This window comes from Lentzea alba (genome assembly GCF_047445655.1).
Taxonomy (GTDB): domain Bacteria; phylum Actinomycetota; class Actinomycetes; order Mycobacteriales; family Pseudonocardiaceae; genus Lentzea; species Lentzea alba_A.
In genome coordinates this window covers 84,648-104,832 of the sequence record NZ_JAJAEG010000021.1, presented here as the reverse complement: position 1 = coordinate 104,832, position 20,185 = coordinate 84,648, and the positions used below count along the sequence as shown (strand labels likewise).

Sequence of the window (20,185 nt, the reverse complement as noted above, 5' to 3'; positions counted from 1 at the left end):
CAAGATGGTGATCGCACGGCGACGTCCAGGGGAGCGGGACATGAGCGACCTGCGTTTCGCATGGCTCGAGATCACCGGCAAATGTCAACTGAGCTGCACGCACTGCTACGCGGACTCCGGACCGCGCGGCACGGATGGCGTGCTGGGAACATCCGATTGGTTCCGCGTCATCGACGACGTGGGTTCACTCGGCGCGCAGTCGGTTCAGTTCATCGGCGGCGAACCGACATTGCATCCCGATTTACCTTCGTTGGTGGATCGCGCACTGTCCGCCGGCCTCACGGTCGAGGTCTTCAGCAATCTCGTGCACATCGGCCCCCGCCTCTGGGACACCTTCTCCCGCCCCGGCGTCCGCCTCGCCACGAGCTACTACTCCGACTCCGCCGCGCAACACGAGGCCATCACCCGCCGGCGCGGCAGCCACGCCCGCACCAGGGCCAACATCGCCGAGGCGCTGGACCGCGACATCCCGGTGCGAGCAGGTGTCATCGACGTGAGCACCTCGAACCACATCGGCACGCAACGCACCCACGCCGCTCAAGCCGACCTGCTGGCTCTCGGCGTCGCTGAGGTCGGCGTCGACCGCCTGCGCGGCGTCGGCCGCGGCGCAAACGCTTCACACACGCCTGACCAGCTGTGCGGCCGCTGCGGCCACGGCGCCGTAGCGGTGTCCTCGTCCGGCGAGGTCTGGCCGTGCGTGTTCGCCCGCTGGATCCCGCTGGGCAATATATTGGATACGGATCTACCCGCGATCCTGTCGACAGTCACGCTGGCGTCACCGGCAACCGCGGGCCCGTCCTGCTGGCCCCAAGGCGGCGGCTCCTGCGCCCCTAACGACCCACCGCGATCCACTTCGCGATGACCTTCGCGCACTCAACCGCCTCGGTCCGCGTCGTGTCGACCTCAACGTCATAGGTCATCCCCCGATGCACCAGGTCAGCCTGCACCTCGGCCATCCCGGAAACCCGATCGCCGCGAGCAAGCTCCCGCCCCGCGGCCACAGCCGCGTCACACCGCACCCCGACCCACACCACGTCGAGCCCGCCCAGCACCTTCTCCCACCGCTGACGCGACTCGACCCCACCCAGAAACACGTCGTCCACGATCACCCGCGCCCCCGCGCGCACCATCGCGGCGACCCCCTCCATCCACGCGTCCTCAAGCACCCGGAACTCCGCCCCGACGGTCACCCCACCGTCGTCCGCGAACCCGATCCCCTCTGCCCCGAGCTGCAGCCGCGCCGGCATCACGTCGATCAACGTGTCAACGCCGACCGCCAGCCAGGCTTCCGGCAACACGGCCTGCAGACACCGCGCGATCCCCGACTTGCCGGAGCTCGACCCACCGTTGAGAACGATCACCTGAACCGCCGAAGCCCCAGCCGCAACCATGGCGCCGACCGTACCCACCACCCCACACCGACCACGATCCACTTCACCGCTCACCGCCCCTTGCAATGAGTCTTTTGCGGATGTCGTCCAACGTGTCATTGCAAAACCACAGCTCACAGCGCCGGGCCATTGATATATCGCCGCCGCACCGCCTCCGCTGCCCACCCCGGATGCAAAAAACGTTTGCGGACGAAGTCCAAAGACTTATTGCAAAGGTCAACATCGGGCGCCATCGAGTAGCGCTGACCGGGGCCTGATAACGCCCGCGGTGATCAGTCGAAGCGGACGTGCCGCAGCGTCGTGGCATACCGGCGGAAGTGAGCGCGCAACGGCCCGTCGGTGTCCGGAACGAGCGACAACCCGGCAGACCGCGCGACCGTCTCGGCGACCTGCGCGACAGTCAGGTGATCGGTAGCGACGTGCTCGGCGAACTCCGCCGCACCGAGCCGCGTCAGGCAGCCATCGAGCCGCTCAACCGCCCAGCGCTCCCGCTTCAACCCAGGCCAGAACCCGCGGTTGTGCAGCCGCCGCAACACAGTGATGGGCTCCGCGAGCAGAGCGAAGTGACAAACCCGGTGCCCATCGGAACGCAGCGGCCCGACGATCTCCGCGAAGTACCCGGGATCCACCAGAGTCATCGGAACGATGACCGGCCCGTCATGCCGCCGCAAAGCCAGGTCCAGCATCGAGTGCACCTCGGACCGCCACCGCCACGCCGGCAGTTCCTGGAAGTCACCGCGCGGAGCAGGCGGCAGCATCCGATGCAGCCCGAACCCGACGTGCTCGGGATCGGACATCACACTGCCTGGAAGCCGCCGATGAAGCTCGAAAGCCGTCGCGGTCTTACCCCCGCCGAACGGCCCGTTGATCCAGATCAGCAACCACGCCGACCCTAGCGACGAGCCGCGCCGGCCCGCCGTTCCTCCTGCAACTCCCGCTGATACCCGAGGAAGTCGACCTCCAGCGTGTGCCGCTTCGACTTCACGTACCGGCTCCGCAACGACTCCCGATAAGAATCGATCTCCGCCTTCATCTCAGGCACCGACGGCAACGCGGCCCGCCCCGACACCAGGTCGGCGATCCACTCCGCCTGCGCCTCCGCGAGCGGCATGATCGCCCCGAGCGGCTGGATCAACCCGAGGAAGTACAGCCCGGGATGCGCCGGATCCACGACCCGCCGGTACAACGACACCTCGTTGTCCGCCGACGACACCGCGGAGAACGAGGAAGAGTCCAGGAACGGGAAGTCGACCTTGTACCCGGTGCAGTAGACGATGACGTCGACCTCCTCACGGCTGCCGTCGTCGAAGACCACCCCGGTCCCGTCCAGCCGCGAGACGTTCGGCTTCACCGTGATGTCGCCGTGCCCGAGCCGCGTCAGCAGGTCGTCGGACACCGTCGGATGCGCGGCGAGGATCCCGTGCGACGGCTCGGGCAGCCCGTAGGAGCTGAGCTTCCCGCGCGCCAGCCGCAGCATCGCCCGCAAGGACAACGCCTGCAGCCAAGCGGGCGCGAACCGGGCGAGCGCGGACGTGGTCAGGTGATCGGTGGGCATGCCGAAGAGGTACTTGGGCATGATGTGCGCGCCCCGGCGCATCGCGAGAAACGTCCGGGCCGATACCCGCGACGACTCGACCGCGATGTCGCAGGCCGAATTCCCGATGCCGAGGACCAGCACTTTCTTGTCCGCGAATCGCTCGGGCGTCTTGTAGAAGTGCGCGTGGAGTTCTTCGCCGGAGAACGAACCAGGAAACGCTGGTTCGGGCAGTCGCGGCGACCAGTGGTGCCCGTTCGCGACGATGACCGAGCCGTACACGACAGAGGTTTCCGAACCGGTGTCGCGATCGCGCGTCGTGACCAGATAACCGCCGGAAGTGACGGAAACCGACGTCACCTCGGTGCGGAAGCGGATCCGGTCGCGGAACCCGTGATGCTTCACGAAGTCGTCGAAGTACTCGGCGATCTGGAAGTGCGACGGGTAAGCCGGCAGATGCGCGGGCATCGGGAACGACTTGAACTCCATCATCTGCCGGGAAGTGTTGATGTGCAGCGATCGATAGGCGGAGGACATGCCGTTGTCGTTGAGGTAGCGCCAGTTACCGCCGACCTCGGATCCGGTCTCGAAGCAGTCGTACTCGATGCCGCGGGCACTGAGCACCTGACATGCGGCGATGCCGGAGGAGCCGGCCCCGATGACGCACACGCGATCCATGAGCATGAAGTATTTTCATGTCCAAAGCGGCTGTCAATCACTCTGACACGGGCGTAAATCGGACGAAATTGTCAGACCCGAGGTCCATGATGCCCGCATGACAGACGCGATCGTGGCCGAAGGCCTGGTCAAACGCTACGGGTCGGTCGTCGCACTCAACGGCCTGGATCTCCGGGTGCCGGAGGGCACCATCACGGGTCTGCTCGGCCCCAACGGCGCGGGCAAGACGACGGCGGTGCGGGTGTTCACCACCCTGCTCGACGCCGACGAGGGCAGGGCGCACGTCGCCGGGCTCGACGTCCGCAAACAAGCCAACGAGCTCCGCAAGACCATCGGTCTCTCCGGCCAGTACGCGGCCGTCGACGACAACCTCACCGGGTTCGAGAACCTCGACATGGTCGGCCGCCTCTACCACCTCGGGCGCACCCGAAGCCGCGAACGAGCCCGCGAGCTGCTCGCGACGTTCGACCTCGAAGACGCCGCCGACCGACCGGTGAAGGGCTACTCCGGCGGTATGCGCCGCCGACTCGACCTCGCGGGCGCGCTCGTCGCGAGGCCGAAGGTCCTCTTCCTCGACGAACCCACGACCGGCCTCGACCCGCGGTCCCGGCTGGGCATGTGGGACGTGATCGAGGAGCTCGTCAAAGGCGGCACGACGTTGCTGCTCACCACCCAATATCTGGAGGAGGCCGACCGCCTCGCCGACAAGATCGCCGTGATCGACCACGGCCAGGTGATCGCCGAAGGCACCGCCGACCAGCTCAAGGACCAGGTCGGCGGCGAACGTCTCGAACTCTCCGTCGCCACGACCGCCGAACTGGGCACCGTGAAGTCCGCGCTGAGTGATCTCGCCGTCGGGCAGATGGAGTCCGACGAACGGCAGCACCACCTCACCGTGCCGGTCACGGGCGGGTCCGCGGTGCTGATGGAGGCGATCCGCAGGCTCGACGCCGAGTCGGTGAAGGTGCTGGACATCGGTCTGCGCCGGCCCACGCTCGACGACGTGTTCCTGACGCTGACCGGTCACCACGCCCAGGGGGAGGACGAGAAGTGAAGCTGCTGCAAGCGCTCGCCGACGGTGGCGTGGTCGCCAAGCGCAACCTCATCAAGATCAAGCGCGTGCCCGATCTGCTGGTGTTCGCGACCATCATGCCGATCATGTTCGTGCTGCTGTTCGCGTACGTGTTCGGCGGCTCGATCGAGATCCCCGGCATGGACTACCGCGAGTTCCTGATGGCGGGCATCTTCGCGCAGACCGTGCTGTTCGGCGCCACCATCACCGGCAGCGGCCTGGCCGAGGACATCACCAAGGGCATCATCGACCGGTTCCGCTCGCTGCCCATGGCCCGGTCCGCGGTGCTGATCGGGCGCACGACGTCGGACCTCGTGAACAACGCGCTGGTCGTCGTCATCATGATGCTCAGCGGCCTGGTCGTCGGCTGGCGCATCCACTCATCACCGTTGGAGGCTCTGGCAGGAGTCGGACTGCTGTTGCTCTTCGCCTACGCCTTCTCGTGGGCGATGGCGTGGGTCGGGCTGCTGGTGCGCAGCCCCGAGGTGTTCAACAACGCGAGCTTCATCTTCATCTTCCCGCTCAGCTACATCGCGAACACGTTCGTGCAGTCCGACAAGCTGCCCACCGTGCTGCGCCACTTCGCGGAGTGGAACCCCGTCTCGGCGGTCACGCAGGCGACCCGCGAGCTGTTCGGCAACACCTCTCCCCTGTCACCCGCACCGGACGTGTGGCCGCTGCAGAACGCGGTGCTCGCGTCGCTCATCTGGGTCGTGATCTTCCTGCTGATCTTCGTGCCGCTGGCCAACCGCCAGTACAAGCGCGCTGTGGCCCGCTGAGCGGAACTCCACATGCCCAGCACACCCGGTGCCCATACGTTGTCTCCCATGCGAAAGCTTCTCGTGGCAGTCACGTCGGTGCTGGCGTTCACGATCCCTGCGGGCACGGCGGCGGGCGCACCGCTGCCGTGCCCGGAGATCTTCGCGACGAACAACACCGCGATCATCACCGATCCCGACGACCCACGCCTCAAGGACCGGCTCGTCAAGTTCGACCGCGAGGTTCGCGGCATCGTGCTCGCCAACGGCGGCGTCACCACCCGCTCCACACTGCTCGACGGTGTGTTCTGGTCGAGCGACCTGCAGCAGACGACGTTCGAGCGCTCCCGCAAGTTCGACGTCACCCTCAACGAGGAGAGCCTGCGCCACACCGCCTCCACGATCAGCAAGCAGTTCAAGCAGGAATCGGTTCTCACGTTCCGCTTCCTGCCCGCGAACTCGCCGAAGGTCGACGCCGTCCAGGTCGAGGTCGACGGCATCACCGCGCAGCAGGTCCGCGACGGGCTGCTCAAGGACGCGGTCGCGCGCGAGAAGCTCGGCGGTGGCAGCGTCACGTTGCAGCACAAGGCGATCCTCATCGCGGACGTCAACGACCTGCCGACCGTGCGCGCGTTCGTCACGAACCTCGGCGGCGACATGAGCAAGGCGAAGGTGCGCAAGGGCACGTGGGAGTTCGTCAGCGCCGAAACTCCTTTGTGGATCGGCCAAAACGCGGCTTAACCTCGTAGCCATGGCAGCAAACCTCGTCCACGGCAAGAACGTGGACATCCGCATGTGGACTCGGCCCGACGAGGTCGAAGAGTTCGCCATGCAGCAGCTTCAGAACATCTCCGCGCTGCCGTGGGCCGTCAAGCACATCGCCGTGATGCCGGACGTGCATTACGGCAAGGGGGCCACGGTGGGATCGGTGATCGCACTGCGCGACGCCGTCTCCCCCGCAGCCGTCGGCGTGGACATCGGCTGCGGCATGGCCGCCGTGCGCACCTCGCTCACGGCCAGCGACCTGCCGGAGACATTGCGCGGGCTGCGATCGCGCATGGAAGCCGTGGTCCCCGTCGGTTTCGGTCAGCACAAGGCGACCGCGTTCACCGAGAGGGACGCGTCCGACTGGGGAGCGTTCTGGCGGAGGTTCGACGACCTGACGCCTGCCGTGAAGGCGCGCGCCGACAAGGCGATGCACCAGATGGGCACGCTCGGCGGCGGGAACCACTTCCTGGAGGTCTGCCTGGACACCGACCAGCGCGTGTGGGTCATGCTGCACTCGGGATCGCGTGGCATCGGCAACGAGCTGGCGCAGCACCACATCTCGGTGGCGCGCACGCTCGCGCACAACGCCGAGCTGCCGGACCCGGACCTCGCCGTGTTCCTCGCGGGCACGCCCGAGATGGCGGCGTACCGGCACGACCTGTACTGGGCGCAGGACTACGCGCGGCATAACCGAGCGGTCATGCTGCGTTTGGTCTGCGACGTGCTGCGCGCCGAGTTCCCGCACATCGCGTTCGAGGAGCCGATCTCCTGTCACCACAACTACGTGGCGGAGGAGACGCACTTCGGTGAGGACGTGCTGGTGACCCGCAAGGGCGCGATCCGGGCCGGGCGCGGCGAGCTGGGCATCATCCCGGGCTCGATGGGCACCGGCTCGTACATCGTGCGCGGTCTCGGGAACCCGGACTCGTTCGAGTCGGCGTCGCACGGCGCCGGCCGCAGGATGTCGCGCAACAAGGCCCGCAAGACGTTCACCGCGCAGGATCTCGCCGCCCAGACAAGTGGGGTCGAGTGCCGCAAGGACTCCGGCGTGGTGGACGAGATTCCGGGCGCCTACAAGGACATCGACGCCGTGATGGCGAACCAGTCCGACCTGGTCGAGATCGTCGCCAAGCTCAAGCAGGTGGTTTGTATCAAGGGTTGATGTTTCCCCTTGCAAGCAATGGGAAGCCTCCAGGACAGCAGAGATTTTTGCCTGTCTTGGAGGTTTTCCATGTCAACGGGCGCCATCATCGGCCTCGTGGTCGCAGTAGTCGTGGTGCTGGTGGTCCTCGCGTTCGTGCTGAGGCCGGCCATGCAGCGCAAGAAGCTGCGCGACCGCTTCGGCCCTGAGTACGACCGCGCGGTCACCGAGAGCGACAACAGAACGGCCGCGGAGAAGGAGCTCGCTGAGCGGGAGCACCGCCACAGCGAGTTCGACCTGAAGCCGCTTTCCGAAACGGCACAGGAGAGTTACCGCCGGCACTGGGCAACCGTGCAGGCGAAGTTCGTGGACTCGCCGGCGGCCGCGATCGGCGACGCCGACCGCTTGGTCACCGACCTGATGTCCGAGCGCGGCTATCCCACCGAGGGTTACGAGGCACAGCTCAGCGTGCTGTCGGTGGAACACGCCCGGACGCTGGAGCACTACCGGGCCGCGCACGACATCTCCGAACGCCAGGAGATCGGCGAGGCCAGCACCGAGGACCTGCGCACCGCGATGGTGCACTACCGCGAGCTGTTCGACGACCTGCTCGAACGCGGCGCCGGCCCCCGCAAGGACCGTGAAGCCCGCGTTCGGAAGGAGAAGACGGATGTCTGAGACTCCCGTGAGGAAGGTTCCCGAGACCAGGGACCCCGCATCGGCCACGCTGCGGCCGTCGACCCCGGCGCAGCAGCAACAGCCGGTTCCTCCGCAACAGCAGTCGGAACAGCGTCACGACCAGCGCCACGAACAGCGCGTTGAGCAGCGTCAGGAACAGCGTTCTGAGCAGCGTCCGGAGCAGCGCCAGGAACAGCGGCACGACCAGCGCCTGGAGCAGCGTCCCGACCAGGAGCGTCCTGAGCAGGACCGTCCTGGGCAGGACCGTCCTGGGCAGGAGCGTCCTGGGCAGCGGCACGAGCAGCAGCGGTCAGCCGGACGTCTCGAAGACGAGTGGCAGGCCGTGCAGTACGAGTTCGTCGACGACCCGAAATCGGCCGTCCGCAAGGCAGACGACCTCGTGACGCGCGCGATCGACGAGCTCACCGCCCGTCATCGCTCCCTCACCAAGCAGCTCGAGGGAAACGGTGATCCACAGACCGAGGACTTGCGACTGGCTCTCCACCGCTATCGGGAATTGTTCAAGTCGCTCGTCGCCGTCAAATAGGTGTTGGAGCCCCGGCGCCGTGGCCGTAACAGGCGGCGGCGCCGGCAGGCATGTCCGTGCTAGCTCGGCAGCTCCCGGATCTCCATCTCCAGCACGTCGATCTCGTCGCTGATGGCCTCGTCGAGCATGTCGTCGAGCAGCTTGCGGCACTCCGCCGATCCGCACCGCGGCAGACCCGCTCCGAATCGCGGCACCTGCTCCCACCACACCGCCGGGTTGTTCCAGAACGAACCGGAACCCTGGTCGACACCTTCGAGGCAACGCAGCCGCTGATCCGTCTCCGGAAGAGCTCGCACGAACTCGATGAACAACGCGAGTGCGTCGGGATTGCTCACCGGGACCGCGCCGTAACCGCGCAGACAGTCCTCGAGTTCAGCGAGAAACTCCGCCTTGAAGGACACGGCACACCCCCGCTCCTCCGCACCGTTGCGGACATCCGTACTTCGTGCCATCAACAGTACCTCCGCGACTTCTGCGGGAAACGAGTGCGAACGGGCGGTATCTTCCTGCGCTCACACGGGGTTCGGTGACCCGCAGTCACTTCGCCGACACGTCACCCGCCCTCGTGCGTGACGTATCGAGACACGAGAATTCCGTTGTCCAGCTTGACTATCTGGCCCACGACCAGCTTGTCCACCGGGTTCGAGCCGGACGTGCCGCTCACGCCGGGACGGGCGAACGTCAGCCTCCCGGACGCGCCGGGGAAGTCACTCAAAGTGTGCAGCCGCTCGAAAACCTGTTCCCGTGACGCCCCAACAGGTGTCTGCCGCGCGACAACGCTGACGGCGTCATAAGCGAGCAAAATGTGTCCGTTGGGGCCCGAAAGGAATGCCCGCCTCGCATGCCGCTTCTGGGCGGCCTCGTAGGTGGTGAAGAACTGTTGCGTCGACTGGGGAATCGGCTCACGGCCGGGCGTCCACGCGAACGTCGTGAAGTAGAGCCTGCCGTCGGCGAATCGTTTGACGTCTTCCAGATCGGTGAAGTTCGTCGTCTCCAGCTGGGTCAGGTCGTCGCCGCCGAACACCACCGGGTCGGTGCAGTTGCTGTGGCTCAGCTCCGTCAGCAGGCCGCCGACCTCCGCGGTGCGGCCCGTGTAGAGGATGAGCGGGTTCGGTGACTGCTGGCAGATCTCCCGCACCACGTTGCCGAGCTGCGTCGCCACCTCGTTCGCCGTCTCGTCGTAGTCGTGGCGTTGGGGCTTGAGCACTTCGTCGAACTCGTCCGCGAGATCCGAGCTGTACTCGTCTCCTGGGCTGCGCACGAGGTGCAACGGGCGGCCGCGCAACGCTTCGGTGCGTTCGATGATCCGCGCGGCGACCTGGGCCTGGCGGTCGTTGGCCGGTGCGATCCGGAAGAAGTACGGCTTCTGGCTGAAGCTCGTCGACGACAGCGACGAGCCGACCATCGGGATGCCGTTCGGGTGGTCCTTCGACGGCCCCAGCACGCCGAGCGCGGACAACGTGGTGCCGCGGCTCTGCCCGAGGCCGGTCACGGCGACCACTGACGGGTCGCGCTCGGCGTACTTCCGGATCTCCTCCGCGACTTTCTCGGCGTACTTCGACTCGCCGCCGAAGTTCGCGAGAACCAGGCGCACCAACGGATTGCGCCCGAGACCGTCGAGCTGGTTCCAGTCGCGCTGGGCGAGATACGCGCCGCGCAGCTCGTTCACACCGGCGGACAGGTCGCGCTTCACCCGCTCGTTGGAGCTGAGCATCGTGGCGACGACGATCGTGACCTTGCTGCGGTCCTTCACCTTGGCGGCGCGGTCGTTCTCCTCGGCGATGAGCTTCGCGAGCTCCTCGACCTCGGCGTCGTCGTTGTTCTGCGAAGCCGGGTCACCGTAGGCGAAACGGCCGGGGCGCTCGCTCAGCCCGATGCACTGCACTCCATCCATTTTGGACAGATTTGGCCGGTTTCCGGCCAAGTCCTGGACGAGCTCCTGAGGCTCGAAGACGCCGTACCTCAGACAATTGTTGCTGCTTTGCACGTAGAAGGCCGCGCCGTACAACGCAAGCAGCAGCACGACGAAGTAGATCGTGACGCGCCTCAAGCCGTTGCGACCGGGCCAGCGGCGTGGATAGGTGTAACGGCCGACAGTCGAAGGGCGCGGCAACGGCGCCGGTGGTGACGCGGGTGTGTTGTGTTCGAGCGCGCGTTTCGTTGTGCGGTAAGCAGTCAGGCGTTCTTCGGCGCCTTGGAGCTCCTGATGCGTGCGCAACACACGGTCGTACATCTCGACCGTGGGCCGGATGATCCGGCTGCGCGAACGCAGTTCCCAGGTCGCGATGACGGCGTCTTCGAGCAGCCCGGTTTCCGGCCGCACAACGCGGTCGTAGCGGCGGTGCAGGTTGCGTTTGGTGCCTGTCCGCAGCCGCTCCCACCACGTGCGCGGCTCCTCCTCCAGCTCCGGTTCGCCCTCCCCCGGCGGCATCGGGGCCTCGGCGATGGCGGCCAGCTCGGCGATCCAGCGGTCGCTGCGTTCGTCGACGTGCGGGCGCAGGCGGTGCGCGACGAGGTGGACCTCGCCGAGCGCAAGAGCGTGGTAGAGCGCGTCTTCGCGTTGGCCGAGGCTGTCGTAGCGCTCCTTCAGGAGCCGGTGGACGCCGGCGTGCGAGAACGGTTCGCCCTCCGGGACCTCGCGGAGCTTGCGGGCGAGCAGGTCGCGCAGCAACGGGTGCAGCACGAAGTTGTCGCCCTGCTGGGTCACGAAGCTGAGCTGTGCCAGCAGACCGCGCATGTTCTCGGCGGACCACATCGACGGCAGCAGCGCGCGGATCACGTGCCGGTCGAGCACGCGCGGGGCGGCGAGGCGGGCGAACACCTCGCGCGCGGCCTCGCGTTCGGGCATCTCCTCGGCGCCGGGGATCCGTTGGAAGAAGCGGAGAAGCAGATAGTCGCCGACCGTGGCGTCCTGGAACGTCGTGGTCTCGTCGACCGGGAGCCGTTCGTCGAACACCGCCCGCACCGACGGCAGCACCTGGTCGCGCGCGAACACGAACTGCACGAGCTGGATGGCGAGCCGGACCGCGAGCGGGTGGCCGTGCGTGACCTCCTGCAGCTCCTCGACGAGCGCCTCGGACTCGACGGTGCTGTTGCGGGTGCGGTTCCACTCGGCGAGGAACTGACGGGTTGTCGCCAACGTGAAGGGTTCTAACCGCACCGGCAGGAACCCCGGCGACTCGACCGGAGCGGACTGCTTGGTGGCGATCACGAGCAGCGGCACGTGCGGCTCTTTGAGACGTCGTTCGGCGACCAGGCTGAGGAAGTCGGTCGCGCGGGCGGCGGGCCGTGGCCGTTGCGGTGGCAGGTAGGAGTCGATGCCGTCGAGCAGGTCGGCGCCGTCGAGCAGCAGCAGGCAGTTCATCCTGCGGTAGCCGCGGAACCGGTAGGCGGCGGTGATGTCGGCGAGGAACGCGGCGACCAGCAGGCGGTCGATCTCCAGCGTGTCGCCGGCCCTGTGGTGGCTCCACATGTGCACGAGCGCGGCGTCGAACTTGGTGCGCTGTGCGCCTTTTCTCTGGCCGGCCTTCAGTTCCTGCCCGACGTAGTTCTCGAACCACCGCAACGCACTCGCGACGCGTGGCCCACCCAGCAACCAGCGCAACGGCCGCGGCGCGACGACCGCGAGTCCGATGAGCCACAGCAGAAGCGGCCGGAGCACCTTGCCGAGGCCCTGCGCGGGCGGCAGCATCTCGACGACCTCGGCGGCGTCGGCCACCGCGACCAGCCGGGTCATCTGCTTGGCTGCGAGCTCACGGGCGCGGTGGTGCGGGTCGTCTCCCGGATCGCCGTGCAGCGCGAGGCGGGCGAGGTCGTAGCGGGGCAGGCGCATCCGGCCGAAGTCGGCGTGCTGGTAGGACCGCAGCTGCTCGGCGACGACGTCGAGGATGTCCTTGCAGGAACGGGAACCGGCGCGGTCGAGGTCGACCTTGGCCGTGGGCGCGTCGCGGTAGCGCCGGCGCACGTGGTCGAGCAGCGACGTCTTGCCGCTGCCACCGGGGCCGAACGCGACGATCACCGGCAGGGAGTGCCTTTTACGGCGTTCCACCAGCGACTCCACCAACGCGGTGATGTCGTCCCTGCCGACGAGCCCGATCTCCGGTTCCAGCGCCATGATCTTCAGACGCTTCGGAGATCGCTTCTGTTCCGCGTCTAACGACTGTTTGAGGGTCTAACGGCTGTCGGCGTGCAGCCGTGCGACGAAGCTGAACCGGTCACCGCGGTACAGCGACCTTGCGCGTTCGATCGGGTGGCCGTCCACGTCGTAGGACACGCGGTGCAGCAGCAACATCGGCAGCGCGGGGTTGGTGCCGATCAGCAGTGCCTCGCGGGGCGTGGCGAGCACCGTCTCGACGCGTTCCTCGGCCTCGGCGAAACGCACCCCGAGACGTTCGGTGAGGCACGCGTAGAGCGAGCCGGCGGGGTCGAGCTTCTCCAGCAGGTCCGGGAAGCGGCCGAGGCTCAGGTAGGTCGACTCCAGGCCGATGCGCTCGTCGTCGGCGAGCAGGACGCGTTCGAGGTGGACGACCGGGTCGCCCGGTTCGAGCATCAGGTCGCGGGCCAGGCCCTCGTCGGCGCTGATCTCCTCGGTGGTGATCACCGTGCGGGTCGGCTCGACGCCCTGCCTTCGCATGCCTTCGGTGTAGCTGACCAGCGACAACGGCTGGACGAGCTTCGGCGGCGCGACGAACGTGCCGCTGCCCTGGCGGCGGATGAGCTTGCCTTCGAGCACCAGTTCGCTGACGGCCTGGCGGAGCGTGACGCGCGACACGGAGAACCGTTCGGCGAGCTCGCGTTCGGATGGCAGGACGGTGCCTTCACCGAGGGTCTCGACGAGGTCGAACAGCTCGGCCTTGACCGCGTAGTAACGCGGGACTCGGCCGTGTTCTGGGATGCCCGCGCGAACGGGTCGATCAGCGCGGTGCGGCGGGACGCGGTTCACGTGGCGTGAGCATACGTCACACCAAGTGTGATCAGGGCGCCAGCTTCGGCGGGTCGGGGATCTTGTAGCCGGAAGATCCGATGTTGGTCTCCAGCGACTTCCGCCAGGCGCCCGTGTCGATCATCTTCTGCAGCGCGGCCTGGACCTTCGCCTTGCTGCTGGGGTCGTCGCGGTGCAGGCCGACGCCGTACTCCTCCTTGCTGAACGGGTCGCCGACGACCCGCAGCAGTTCGGGGTTCTGGGCGGCGTACCCGGCGAGGAGGACGTCGTCGGTGGTGACGGCGTCGACGTTCTGTGCGAGCAGGGCCGTCACGCAGTCGCTGAACTTCGCGTACTCGACCAGGTTCACGTCCTTCGCGAACTGCTCCTTGACGTACGCGGCGGACGTGGAGCCTGCGGTGGAGCACAGGCGCAGGCTCGCGTTGAGCGACCTCGGGCCCTCGATGCGGCTCTCGTTCATGCGCACGAGCAGGTCCTGGCCGGCGACGAAGTACGGGCCGACGAAGTCGACGATCTCCTTGCGCTTGTCCGTGATCGAATAGGTGGACACGACCATGTCGGCTTCACCGCTGGTCAGGAGCGTCTCCCGGTTGCCCGGCTGCGCTTCCTTCCAGGTGATGTCCTGCTCTTTGACACCCAGCTCGTTCGCGATGAACTTGGCGACGTCGACGTCGAACCCGCGGTAGCTGCCGTCGAGCCTGCGCACCGCCATACCCGGCTGGTCGTACGACACGGCGATGGTCATGCGGTCGTTCGCGCTGACCTTGCCCACCATCGTGGACTCGTCACCACCCGCGCACGAAGCGAGGAGCAGCACAGCCGCACATGTTGTCGCCACCAGGCGGAGTAGCGCTCTCGGCGTCATTCGTCCCTCTTACTGCGTTATTCCACGGGCATGCGCCGATACACCTGGTCGGGTGCATCCTCGGCGATGCCGGAAACCTAAGCGGCGATCGGACGCATGTCCATACCCGAGAGCGAATGAGACAACGGAATCGGTGCCGTAGCCCGATCAGCGCAAGCGGCGCGGACCAGCGTCGTGCAGGGACGGGGGCGGGCCGACGACGATGCGCGCGCTGCTGACGAAAGCCCCTGCGGCAGAAGCAAGAACGGGTTCGAGCTTCAGCGATCGCACCTCCGGAAGGTCCTCCGCCAGTGCGGCCAAACGGAGTACCAGTTCCTGAAGTGCTTTCAGGTCCGCGGGTTCGTCGCCGCGGTAACCGGTCAGCAGGGGTGCTGCTTTCGGTGCCGCAACGAGTTCCGCCGCGTCGGTGTCGGTGAGGGGTACTGCTCGGTAGGCACGATCGCCGAGGAGATCGCTCACCAGACCCGACAGTCCGAACCAGACCAGCGTGCCGAAGCTCGGGTCGTCCTGCAGGCCGAGGACGCAGCTGACTCCCTTGGGCGCCATGCGTTGCACGTACACGTCCGGTTTGCCGGAGAGTTCCGCGAGGTCCTGGTAGGCGCCGGTGACCGATTCGGCGTGGGCGATGTCGAGCCGGACGCCGACGAGGTCCGTGCGGTGGCGGAGGCGTTCGCTGGTGGCCTTCATGGCGACCGGGTAGCCGAGTTCGTCCGCCACGCGCACGGCTTCCTCGGCGCTGCGCACGATGCGGAACGGGACGACGTCGATGCCGTAGCAGTTCAGGAGTTCGAGCACGGTGTCGTCGTCGATCGCCTGGTCGGTCTGCCCGAGCGTACGGTCCACAATGGACCGGGCCGCGTCGGTGTCGATGCCGTCCGGTCGCGTGAAGTGACCCTGTGGCGCGGCACGCCAGCGGGCGTAGCGGATGGCGCGGGCGAGTGCGAGGACCGCGCGTTCCGGGCTCGCGTAGCTGGGGATCGAGCCCATGCCCGGCACCCGCAGCTCCTCAGGGATGCCCTCGACCGCGAGGAACGTGGAGACGATCGGCTTCGTGCGGTGCGCGGCTTCCTTGAGCGCGCGGGCGTACGCCGCGCCGGGGACCGCGATCGGTGGCACGAACACGACGACCAGGGCGTCGGTGTCGGGGCGGGCGAGGGCTTCTTCGACCGCTTTGGCGAACTCCTCCGGGGTGGCCTGGGCGCCGACGTCGACGGGGTCGCCGGCGAGTTCGAGGTCCTGCGCGAGCAGCGTGTCGGCGGCGAGCAGGCCGATGGCGGTCGAGTTGCCGACGACGGCGACGCGCTTGCCCCTGGGCAGCGGCTGGTGGGCGAGCAGCAGGGCGGTGTCGAACAGCTGGGCCAGCGACTCGACCCTGATCACGCCGGCCTGTTCGAACAACGCCTGGACGCTCGCCTCGTCGACCTTCGCGCCGGTCGCCGCCAGGCCGGGGACGACGGCGTGCCGGCCGGACTTGACCGCGACGATGGGCTTGGTGCGGCCGAGCCTGCGGGCCAGCCTGGCGAACTTGCGCGGGTTGCCGAACGACTCCAGGTAGAGCAGCACGACGTCGGTGGCGGGGTCGGTCTCCCAGTACTGCAGCAGGTCGTTGCCGGAGACGTCGGCGCGGTTGCCCGCTGAGACGAACGTGGACAGCCCCAGGCCCCAGCCCGCGGCGTTGGCGAGGATGGCCGTGCCGAGGGCGCCAGATTGGCAGAAGAAGCCCGCGCGGCCCCGTGCTGGCAGCTTCGGGGCGAGGCTCGCGTTGAGGCGGACCTTCGGGTCGAGGTTGAGCACGCCGAGGGCGTTCGGACCGACGACACGCATGCCGTGCGCTCTCGCCTCGGCCGCGAGCCTGCGTTCGGCCGACTTGCCGTCTGGCCCCGTCTCGCCGTAGCCGCTGCTGACGACGACGAGCGCCTTCACACCCTTGGCGAGGCAACCGTCCATGACCTCGTCGACACTGGCCGCGGGGACGGCGACGACGGCGAGGTCGACGTCGTCGGGGATGTCGAGCACGGTCGGGTAGGCCCGGACGCCCCGCACCGCGCGGTGCTCGGCGTTGACCGGGTAGACGGGCCCGTTGAAGTCGGATTCGAGGAGGTTCTTGAGGACCGCGTGCCCGATCTTGGTCGGGTCGGTGGAGGCCCCGATGACGGCGACTGACTTCGGATGCAGCAGGTTGTGCACGCTGCGGGCCTCGGCGGCCTGCTCTCGGGCCCTGGCGACGGCGACGGACTCGTCGGTGGGATCGATCGCGAACTCCAGGTGCAGCACACCCTCCTCGAACGCCCTGCTGACCTGGTAGCCGGCGTCGCGGAACACCCGGACCATCTGCCCGTTCTCGGCCAGCACCTCGGCCTCGAACCGCGTCAGCCCCACCTCCCGGGCCGCCGCGGCGAGGTGCTCCAGCAGGATGCTGCCCAGCCCGCGCCCCTGATGCCCGTCCTCGACGACGAACGCGACCTCGGCGCTCTCCCCCTCGTGCAGCCGGTCGAACCGGCCGACGGCGACGATGTCGTCCCCGAGCAACGCGATGATCGCCACCCGATCGTGGTGGTCCACCGTGCTGAACCGCTCGAGGTCCCGCTGCGGGATCCGCGGGTAGGGCCCGAAGTACCGGAAGTACCGCGTCCGCTCGGACAACCTGCCGTGGAACTCCCGCAGCTTCTCGCCGTCGTCCGGCGTGATCGGTCGCAGGTGGACGGTTCCGCCGTCGCTCAGGACGACATCCGCCTCCCAGTGCCGGGGAAAGTCGAACGGATCCCTGGCAGCTGGATCCCTGGTGGCTGGATCTCCGGCAGCTGGATCTCTGTCAGCGCCCACTGGTGGTCAGTCCCTGGGGTCGTCGGGATCAAGTCCGTGCAACGGGAACACCGCGCGACGCGTGTCACGGATCGCCTTGTCCACCGGCTCCTCCGCGTCCCCGCCCCACGGCTGGTGCACAGGGTCGCACTCATCGGTCATCGACGCAGGCAATGGCCAGTCAGGTGCGATGCGTGTCGCATGCGCCACCCAGTCCGCGGGCAACGGCCGGTTCGGGTCGACGTCACGGTCCAGCACCGTCGCCAGCAGGTGAGTCCACGACCGCGGCACCACCCTGAGCAGCTCGTACCCGCCACCCCCGAGCGCCAGCCACTTGAACCCGTGTTCGTTCACCAGCTCCCGGAACGCCTGGTAGATCGCCCGATGCCCGTCAACGCTCAACGCCAGATCCGCAAGCGGATCCTCCTTGTGCGTGTCCACCCCGCACTGCGTGACCAACACCTGCGGCCCGAACGCCTTCAGCAACGCCGGCACCGTCGCGTGAAACGCCCGCAACCACGCCCCGTCCTTCGTCCCCGCCGGCAACGCGACGTTGACCGCACTCCCCTCGGCCCCCGCGCCACCGACCTCGCCGGCCCACCCGGTACCCGGCCACAAACTCATCGGGTGCTGGTGCAACGAAATGGTCAACACCCGCGGGTCGTCCCAGAACGCCGTCTGCACCCCGTCCCCGTGATGCACATCGACATCCACATACGCGACACGCTCAACCCCGTTGCGCAACAACCACTCGATGGCCACCGCACAGTCGTTGTAAACGCAGAACCCAGCCGCATTGTCCGGCATCGCGTGGTGCAACCCACCCGCGATGTTGACCGCCCGGTCCACCTCCCCCGACGCAATGGCCCGAGCCGCCGCCAACGACCCACCGACCACCAACGCCGAAGCCTCGTGCATCCGCTCGAACACAGGGTTGTCCGGCGTCCCCAACCCATGCCCGACATCCCACCCAGCCGTGGGCGCCGCCTGCACCGCACTCAAATACCCAGGCCGGTGCACGAGCTCGATCTCTTCGTCACTGGCCGCCCCAGGCACCCGCAACTCGACCCCGTCCAACACCCCCAGCGCGGTGGCGAGCCGAATCGTGAGGTCGAGCCGAACGGGATTCAGCGGATGGTCGCCACCGAGGTCGTACCCGAGGAAGGACCGATCCCAGACAACAGCGGCTGGCTTACCCATGGCCAAAATCTACCCACCAACCGGCCCAACCGGTGATCACGTGTTGGTAGCTCGCCCGTGCCCCCGCTCACCGACCCGCCTACAGTCCGAGCCGCCACCCACGAACACCGGGCCCACCCCGGAACCAAACCCACCGAACAGGGGTCAGAGGCGACATGCACCTGCGACGAGCGGCCAACCTCCCCGCCCTGGCCCTAGCCCTGGGCCTGACCCTGGCCGCCGCCACAGGCTGTGCCGAGCAGGTCAAAGGCTCCGCGGTGGCCGACACGAACGCCGCCCCCGATCCGGCCGACGATCGCACCTCGACCTCGAAGAAGCCGCCCGCCAGCACCTCAGCCACGAAGCCCGCGGACCCCACCGCCCAAAAGCCGGCCAACGTGAAGATCACCACCAAGAAGAAGGCAGCCGGCCTCGAAACCTGCGGCGTCCTCAAGGCCGCGGACATCGAGTCCGCCACCGGCGCCAAGTCCTCAGCGGACGGTGGCTGCATCCACACCACCACCGACCCGTCCGCCGTGATCACCCAGATGGTCACGGTCCCGGACGTGGCAGACGGCGAAGGGGAGAAGAAGCAGATCGAGATCGGCGGCAACACCGCCTGGCAGGTCTCCAACGGCAAGGAAGACTGCCAGGTCACCGTCATGCTGACCGACGACCCGAACGTCATCACCCCGGCCTTCTCCGTGAGCGTCCTGGCGATCGAGGACCTGGACACCTGCCCCATCGCCTTGAAACTGGCCACCGAGGGCTTCAACCGAATCCCCAACGCCTGACCATCCACCCCACCGCCGGACCAACCCACCGCCGGACCAACCCACCGCCAGAACGACCACCGCCTGGCCGCGCCACCACCAGACCGGCCCGGCCCAGTTCACCGACCGGGCCGGGCCAGGCCAGGCCAGGCCAACGTCAGCCGGTGGCAACCTCCCGATCCAACGCACACCAGTTGGACCACGACCCGGCGTACAACGCCGCGGGCTTCTCGGCCGACGTGATCCCCGCAACCTCCAACGCCAGCACCACGGACGAGGCGGTCACCCCAGACCCGCAGTAGGCGCCAACCGCCACGTCCCCACCCGCAGCGTCCGCAGCCGCGCCACCCCCAGCCGCCCCACCGGGCACCCCGATGGCCGCGAACCGCTCGGCCAGCTCCGCCGCACCGAGCCACCGCCCGTCACCACCGACATGCCCGGCCGACGGCGCGTTGAGCGCCCCAGGGATGTGCCCGGCCTTGGGATCGACCGGCTCGGTCTCTCCGCGATACCGCTGCGGCGCCCGAGCATCGAGCAACACGCCCTCGCGAGCCAGCGCCGCCGCCCCGTCCGCATCCAGCACGGGCATCTGCCCAGGCCGCACGACCACGTCACCAGCAGCGTCACCCTCGGCCGGCACTGGCTCCTCCGCGGTCACCGGCAGCCCGGCCGCCTCCCACGCGGCGAACCCGCCGTCCAGCACCGCGACCTCGCCATACCCGGCCCACCGCAGCAGCCACCACACCCGCGCGGCCACCGACCCGTCCCCCGAGTCGTACGCCACAACACGCCCGCCCTCACGCACGCCGGCGCGCCGCAACACCTCCTGCAACCGCTCCGGCTCGGGCAGCGGATGCCGGCCGCCAACCCCCGGCGCGGCGGACAACTCGGTGTCCAGGTCCACGTACACCGCGCCGGGCACGTGGCTGACCTCGTAGTCTTGGCGTCCGGGTGGTCCGCCGAGCCGCCACCGGACGTCCAGCACGACGGTGGCCGGCCGCGCACTCAGCGCGTCAGCGAGAGCTTCAGGAGTGATCAAGGGATGCACGACTCACAT

General features: G+C 68.0%; 18 protein-coding genes. 8 read left to right on the top strand and 10 right to left on the bottom strand.

Annotation, left to right across the window (positions count from 1 at the left end; genetic code table 11):
- The first annotated feature begins 40 nt into the window (after window positions 1–40).
- Window positions 41–862, top strand: a complete 822-nt coding sequence (locus LFM09_RS31640) for a radical SAM/SPASM domain-containing protein (RefSeq protein ID WP_414100234.1) — start codon at window positions 41–43, stop codon at window positions 860–862.
- On the opposite strand, the gene cpt is transcribed toward LFM09_RS31640, so the two are convergent.
- From cpt to LFM09_RS31625, 3 genes are all read right to left on the bottom strand, one after another.
- Window positions 831–1,391, bottom strand: a complete 561-nt coding sequence (cpt, locus tag LFM09_RS31635; RefSeq protein WP_414100233.1) for a chloramphenicol phosphotransferase CPT — start codon at window positions 1,389–1,391, stop codon at window positions 831–833. The two genes, LFM09_RS31640 and cpt, sit on opposite strands and share 32 nt — an antisense overlap.
- A 272-nt stretch (window positions 1,392–1,663) precedes the next feature.
- Window positions 1,664–2,272: an AAA family ATPase gene (locus LFM09_RS31630; RefSeq protein WP_414100232.1), complete on the bottom strand. Its 609-nt coding sequence runs from the start codon at window positions 2,270–2,272 to the stop codon at window positions 1,664–1,666.
- An 11-nt stretch (window positions 2,273–2,283) separates the two neighbouring features.
- Window positions 2,284–3,603 (bottom strand): NAD(P)-binding domain-containing protein, encoded by a 1,320-nt coding sequence (locus LFM09_RS31625; protein ID WP_414100231.1) that lies wholly within the window; start codon window positions 3,601–3,603, stop codon window positions 2,284–2,286.
- Between the two features lie 97 nt (window positions 3,604–3,700).
- On the opposite strand from LFM09_RS31625, the gene LFM09_RS31620 reads away from it, so the two are divergent.
- The 6 genes from LFM09_RS31620 (at window position 3,701) to LFM09_RS31595 (ending at window position 8,567) form a co-directional block, all read left to right on the top strand.
- On the top strand, window positions 3,701–4,657 hold the full coding sequence (locus tag LFM09_RS31620; protein WP_414100230.1) for an ATP-binding cassette domain-containing protein: 957 nt from the start codon (window positions 3,701–3,703) through the stop codon (window positions 4,655–4,657).
- Window positions 4,654–5,454 (top strand): ABC transporter permease, encoded by an 801-nt coding sequence (locus LFM09_RS31615; RefSeq protein ID WP_414100229.1) that lies wholly within the window; start codon window positions 4,654–4,656, stop codon window positions 5,452–5,454. The genes LFM09_RS31620 and LFM09_RS31615 overlap by 4 nt, the downstream gene beginning before the upstream one ends.
- Before the next feature lie 48 nt (window positions 5,455–5,502).
- The gene (locus LFM09_RS31610; RefSeq protein ID WP_414100228.1) at window positions 5,503–6,174 is read left to right on the top strand and encodes a hypothetical protein; all 672 of its coding nucleotides are present in this window, start codon (window positions 5,503–5,505) and stop codon (window positions 6,172–6,174) included.
- A gap of 10 nt (window positions 6,175–6,184) precedes the next feature.
- The gene (locus LFM09_RS31605) at window positions 6,185–7,363 is read left to right on the top strand and encodes an RtcB family protein (RefSeq protein WP_414100227.1); all 1,179 of its coding nucleotides are present in this window, start codon (window positions 6,185–6,187) and stop codon (window positions 7,361–7,363) included.
- A gap of 69 nt (window positions 7,364–7,432) precedes the next feature.
- A complete protein-coding gene (locus LFM09_RS31600; RefSeq protein ID WP_414100226.1) occupies window positions 7,433–8,020 on the top strand; it encodes a hypothetical protein in 588 nt (195 codons plus the stop codon).
- Window positions 8,013–8,567, top strand: a complete 555-nt coding sequence (locus LFM09_RS31595; RefSeq protein ID WP_414100225.1) for a hypothetical protein — start codon at window positions 8,013–8,015, stop codon at window positions 8,565–8,567. The genes LFM09_RS31600 and LFM09_RS31595 overlap by 8 nt, the downstream gene beginning before the upstream one ends.
- 59 nt (window positions 8,568–8,626) lie before the next feature.
- Here the strand turns inward: LFM09_RS31595 and LFM09_RS31590 are convergent, their stop codons facing one another.
- From LFM09_RS31590 to LFM09_RS31565, 6 genes are all read right to left on the bottom strand, one after another.
- A complete protein-coding gene (locus LFM09_RS31590; RefSeq protein WP_414100224.1) occupies window positions 8,627–9,019 on the bottom strand; it encodes a hypothetical protein in 393 nt (130 codons plus the stop codon).
- A 101-nt stretch (window positions 9,020–9,120) separates the two neighbouring features.
- Window positions 9,121–12,681, bottom strand: a complete 3,561-nt coding sequence (locus tag LFM09_RS31585) for a hypothetical protein (protein ID WP_414100223.1) — start codon at window positions 12,679–12,681, stop codon at window positions 9,121–9,123.
- A 57-nt stretch (window positions 12,682–12,738) separates the two neighbouring features.
- A complete protein-coding gene (locus LFM09_RS31580) occupies window positions 12,739–13,509 on the bottom strand; it encodes a GntR family transcriptional regulator (RefSeq protein ID WP_414100222.1) in 771 nt (256 codons plus the stop codon).
- Between the two features lie 31 nt (window positions 13,510–13,540).
- Complete coding sequence (locus LFM09_RS31575; RefSeq protein WP_414100221.1) at window positions 13,541–14,326, bottom strand: glutamate ABC transporter substrate-binding protein; 786 nt, start codon at window positions 14,324–14,326, stop codon at window positions 13,541–13,543.
- A gap of 195 nt (window positions 14,327–14,521) precedes the next feature.
- Complete coding sequence (locus tag LFM09_RS31570) at window positions 14,522–17,197, bottom strand: GNAT family N-acetyltransferase (protein WP_414100220.1); 2,676 nt, start codon at window positions 17,195–17,197, stop codon at window positions 14,522–14,524.
- A 6-nt stretch (window positions 17,198–17,203) separates the two neighbouring features.
- Window positions 17,204–18,376, bottom strand: a complete 1,173-nt coding sequence (locus LFM09_RS31565) for an acetoin utilization protein AcuC (RefSeq protein ID WP_414100219.1) — start codon at window positions 18,374–18,376, stop codon at window positions 17,204–17,206.
- Window positions 18,377–18,531: 155 nt separating this feature from the next.
- Here LFM09_RS31565 and LFM09_RS31560 point away from each other — a divergent pair, with 155 nt between their 5' ends.
- Window positions 18,532–19,149: a hypothetical protein gene (locus tag LFM09_RS31560; protein ID WP_414100218.1), complete on the top strand. Its 618-nt coding sequence runs from the start codon at window positions 18,532–18,534 to the stop codon at window positions 19,147–19,149.
- Between the two features lie 136 nt (window positions 19,150–19,285).
- On the opposite strand, the gene LFM09_RS31555 is transcribed toward LFM09_RS31560, so the two are convergent.
- On the bottom strand, window positions 19,286–20,176 hold the full coding sequence (locus LFM09_RS31555) for a sulfurtransferase (protein WP_414100217.1): 891 nt from the start codon (window positions 20,174–20,176) through the stop codon (window positions 19,286–19,288).
- Window positions 20,177–20,185: the final 9 nt, after the last annotated feature.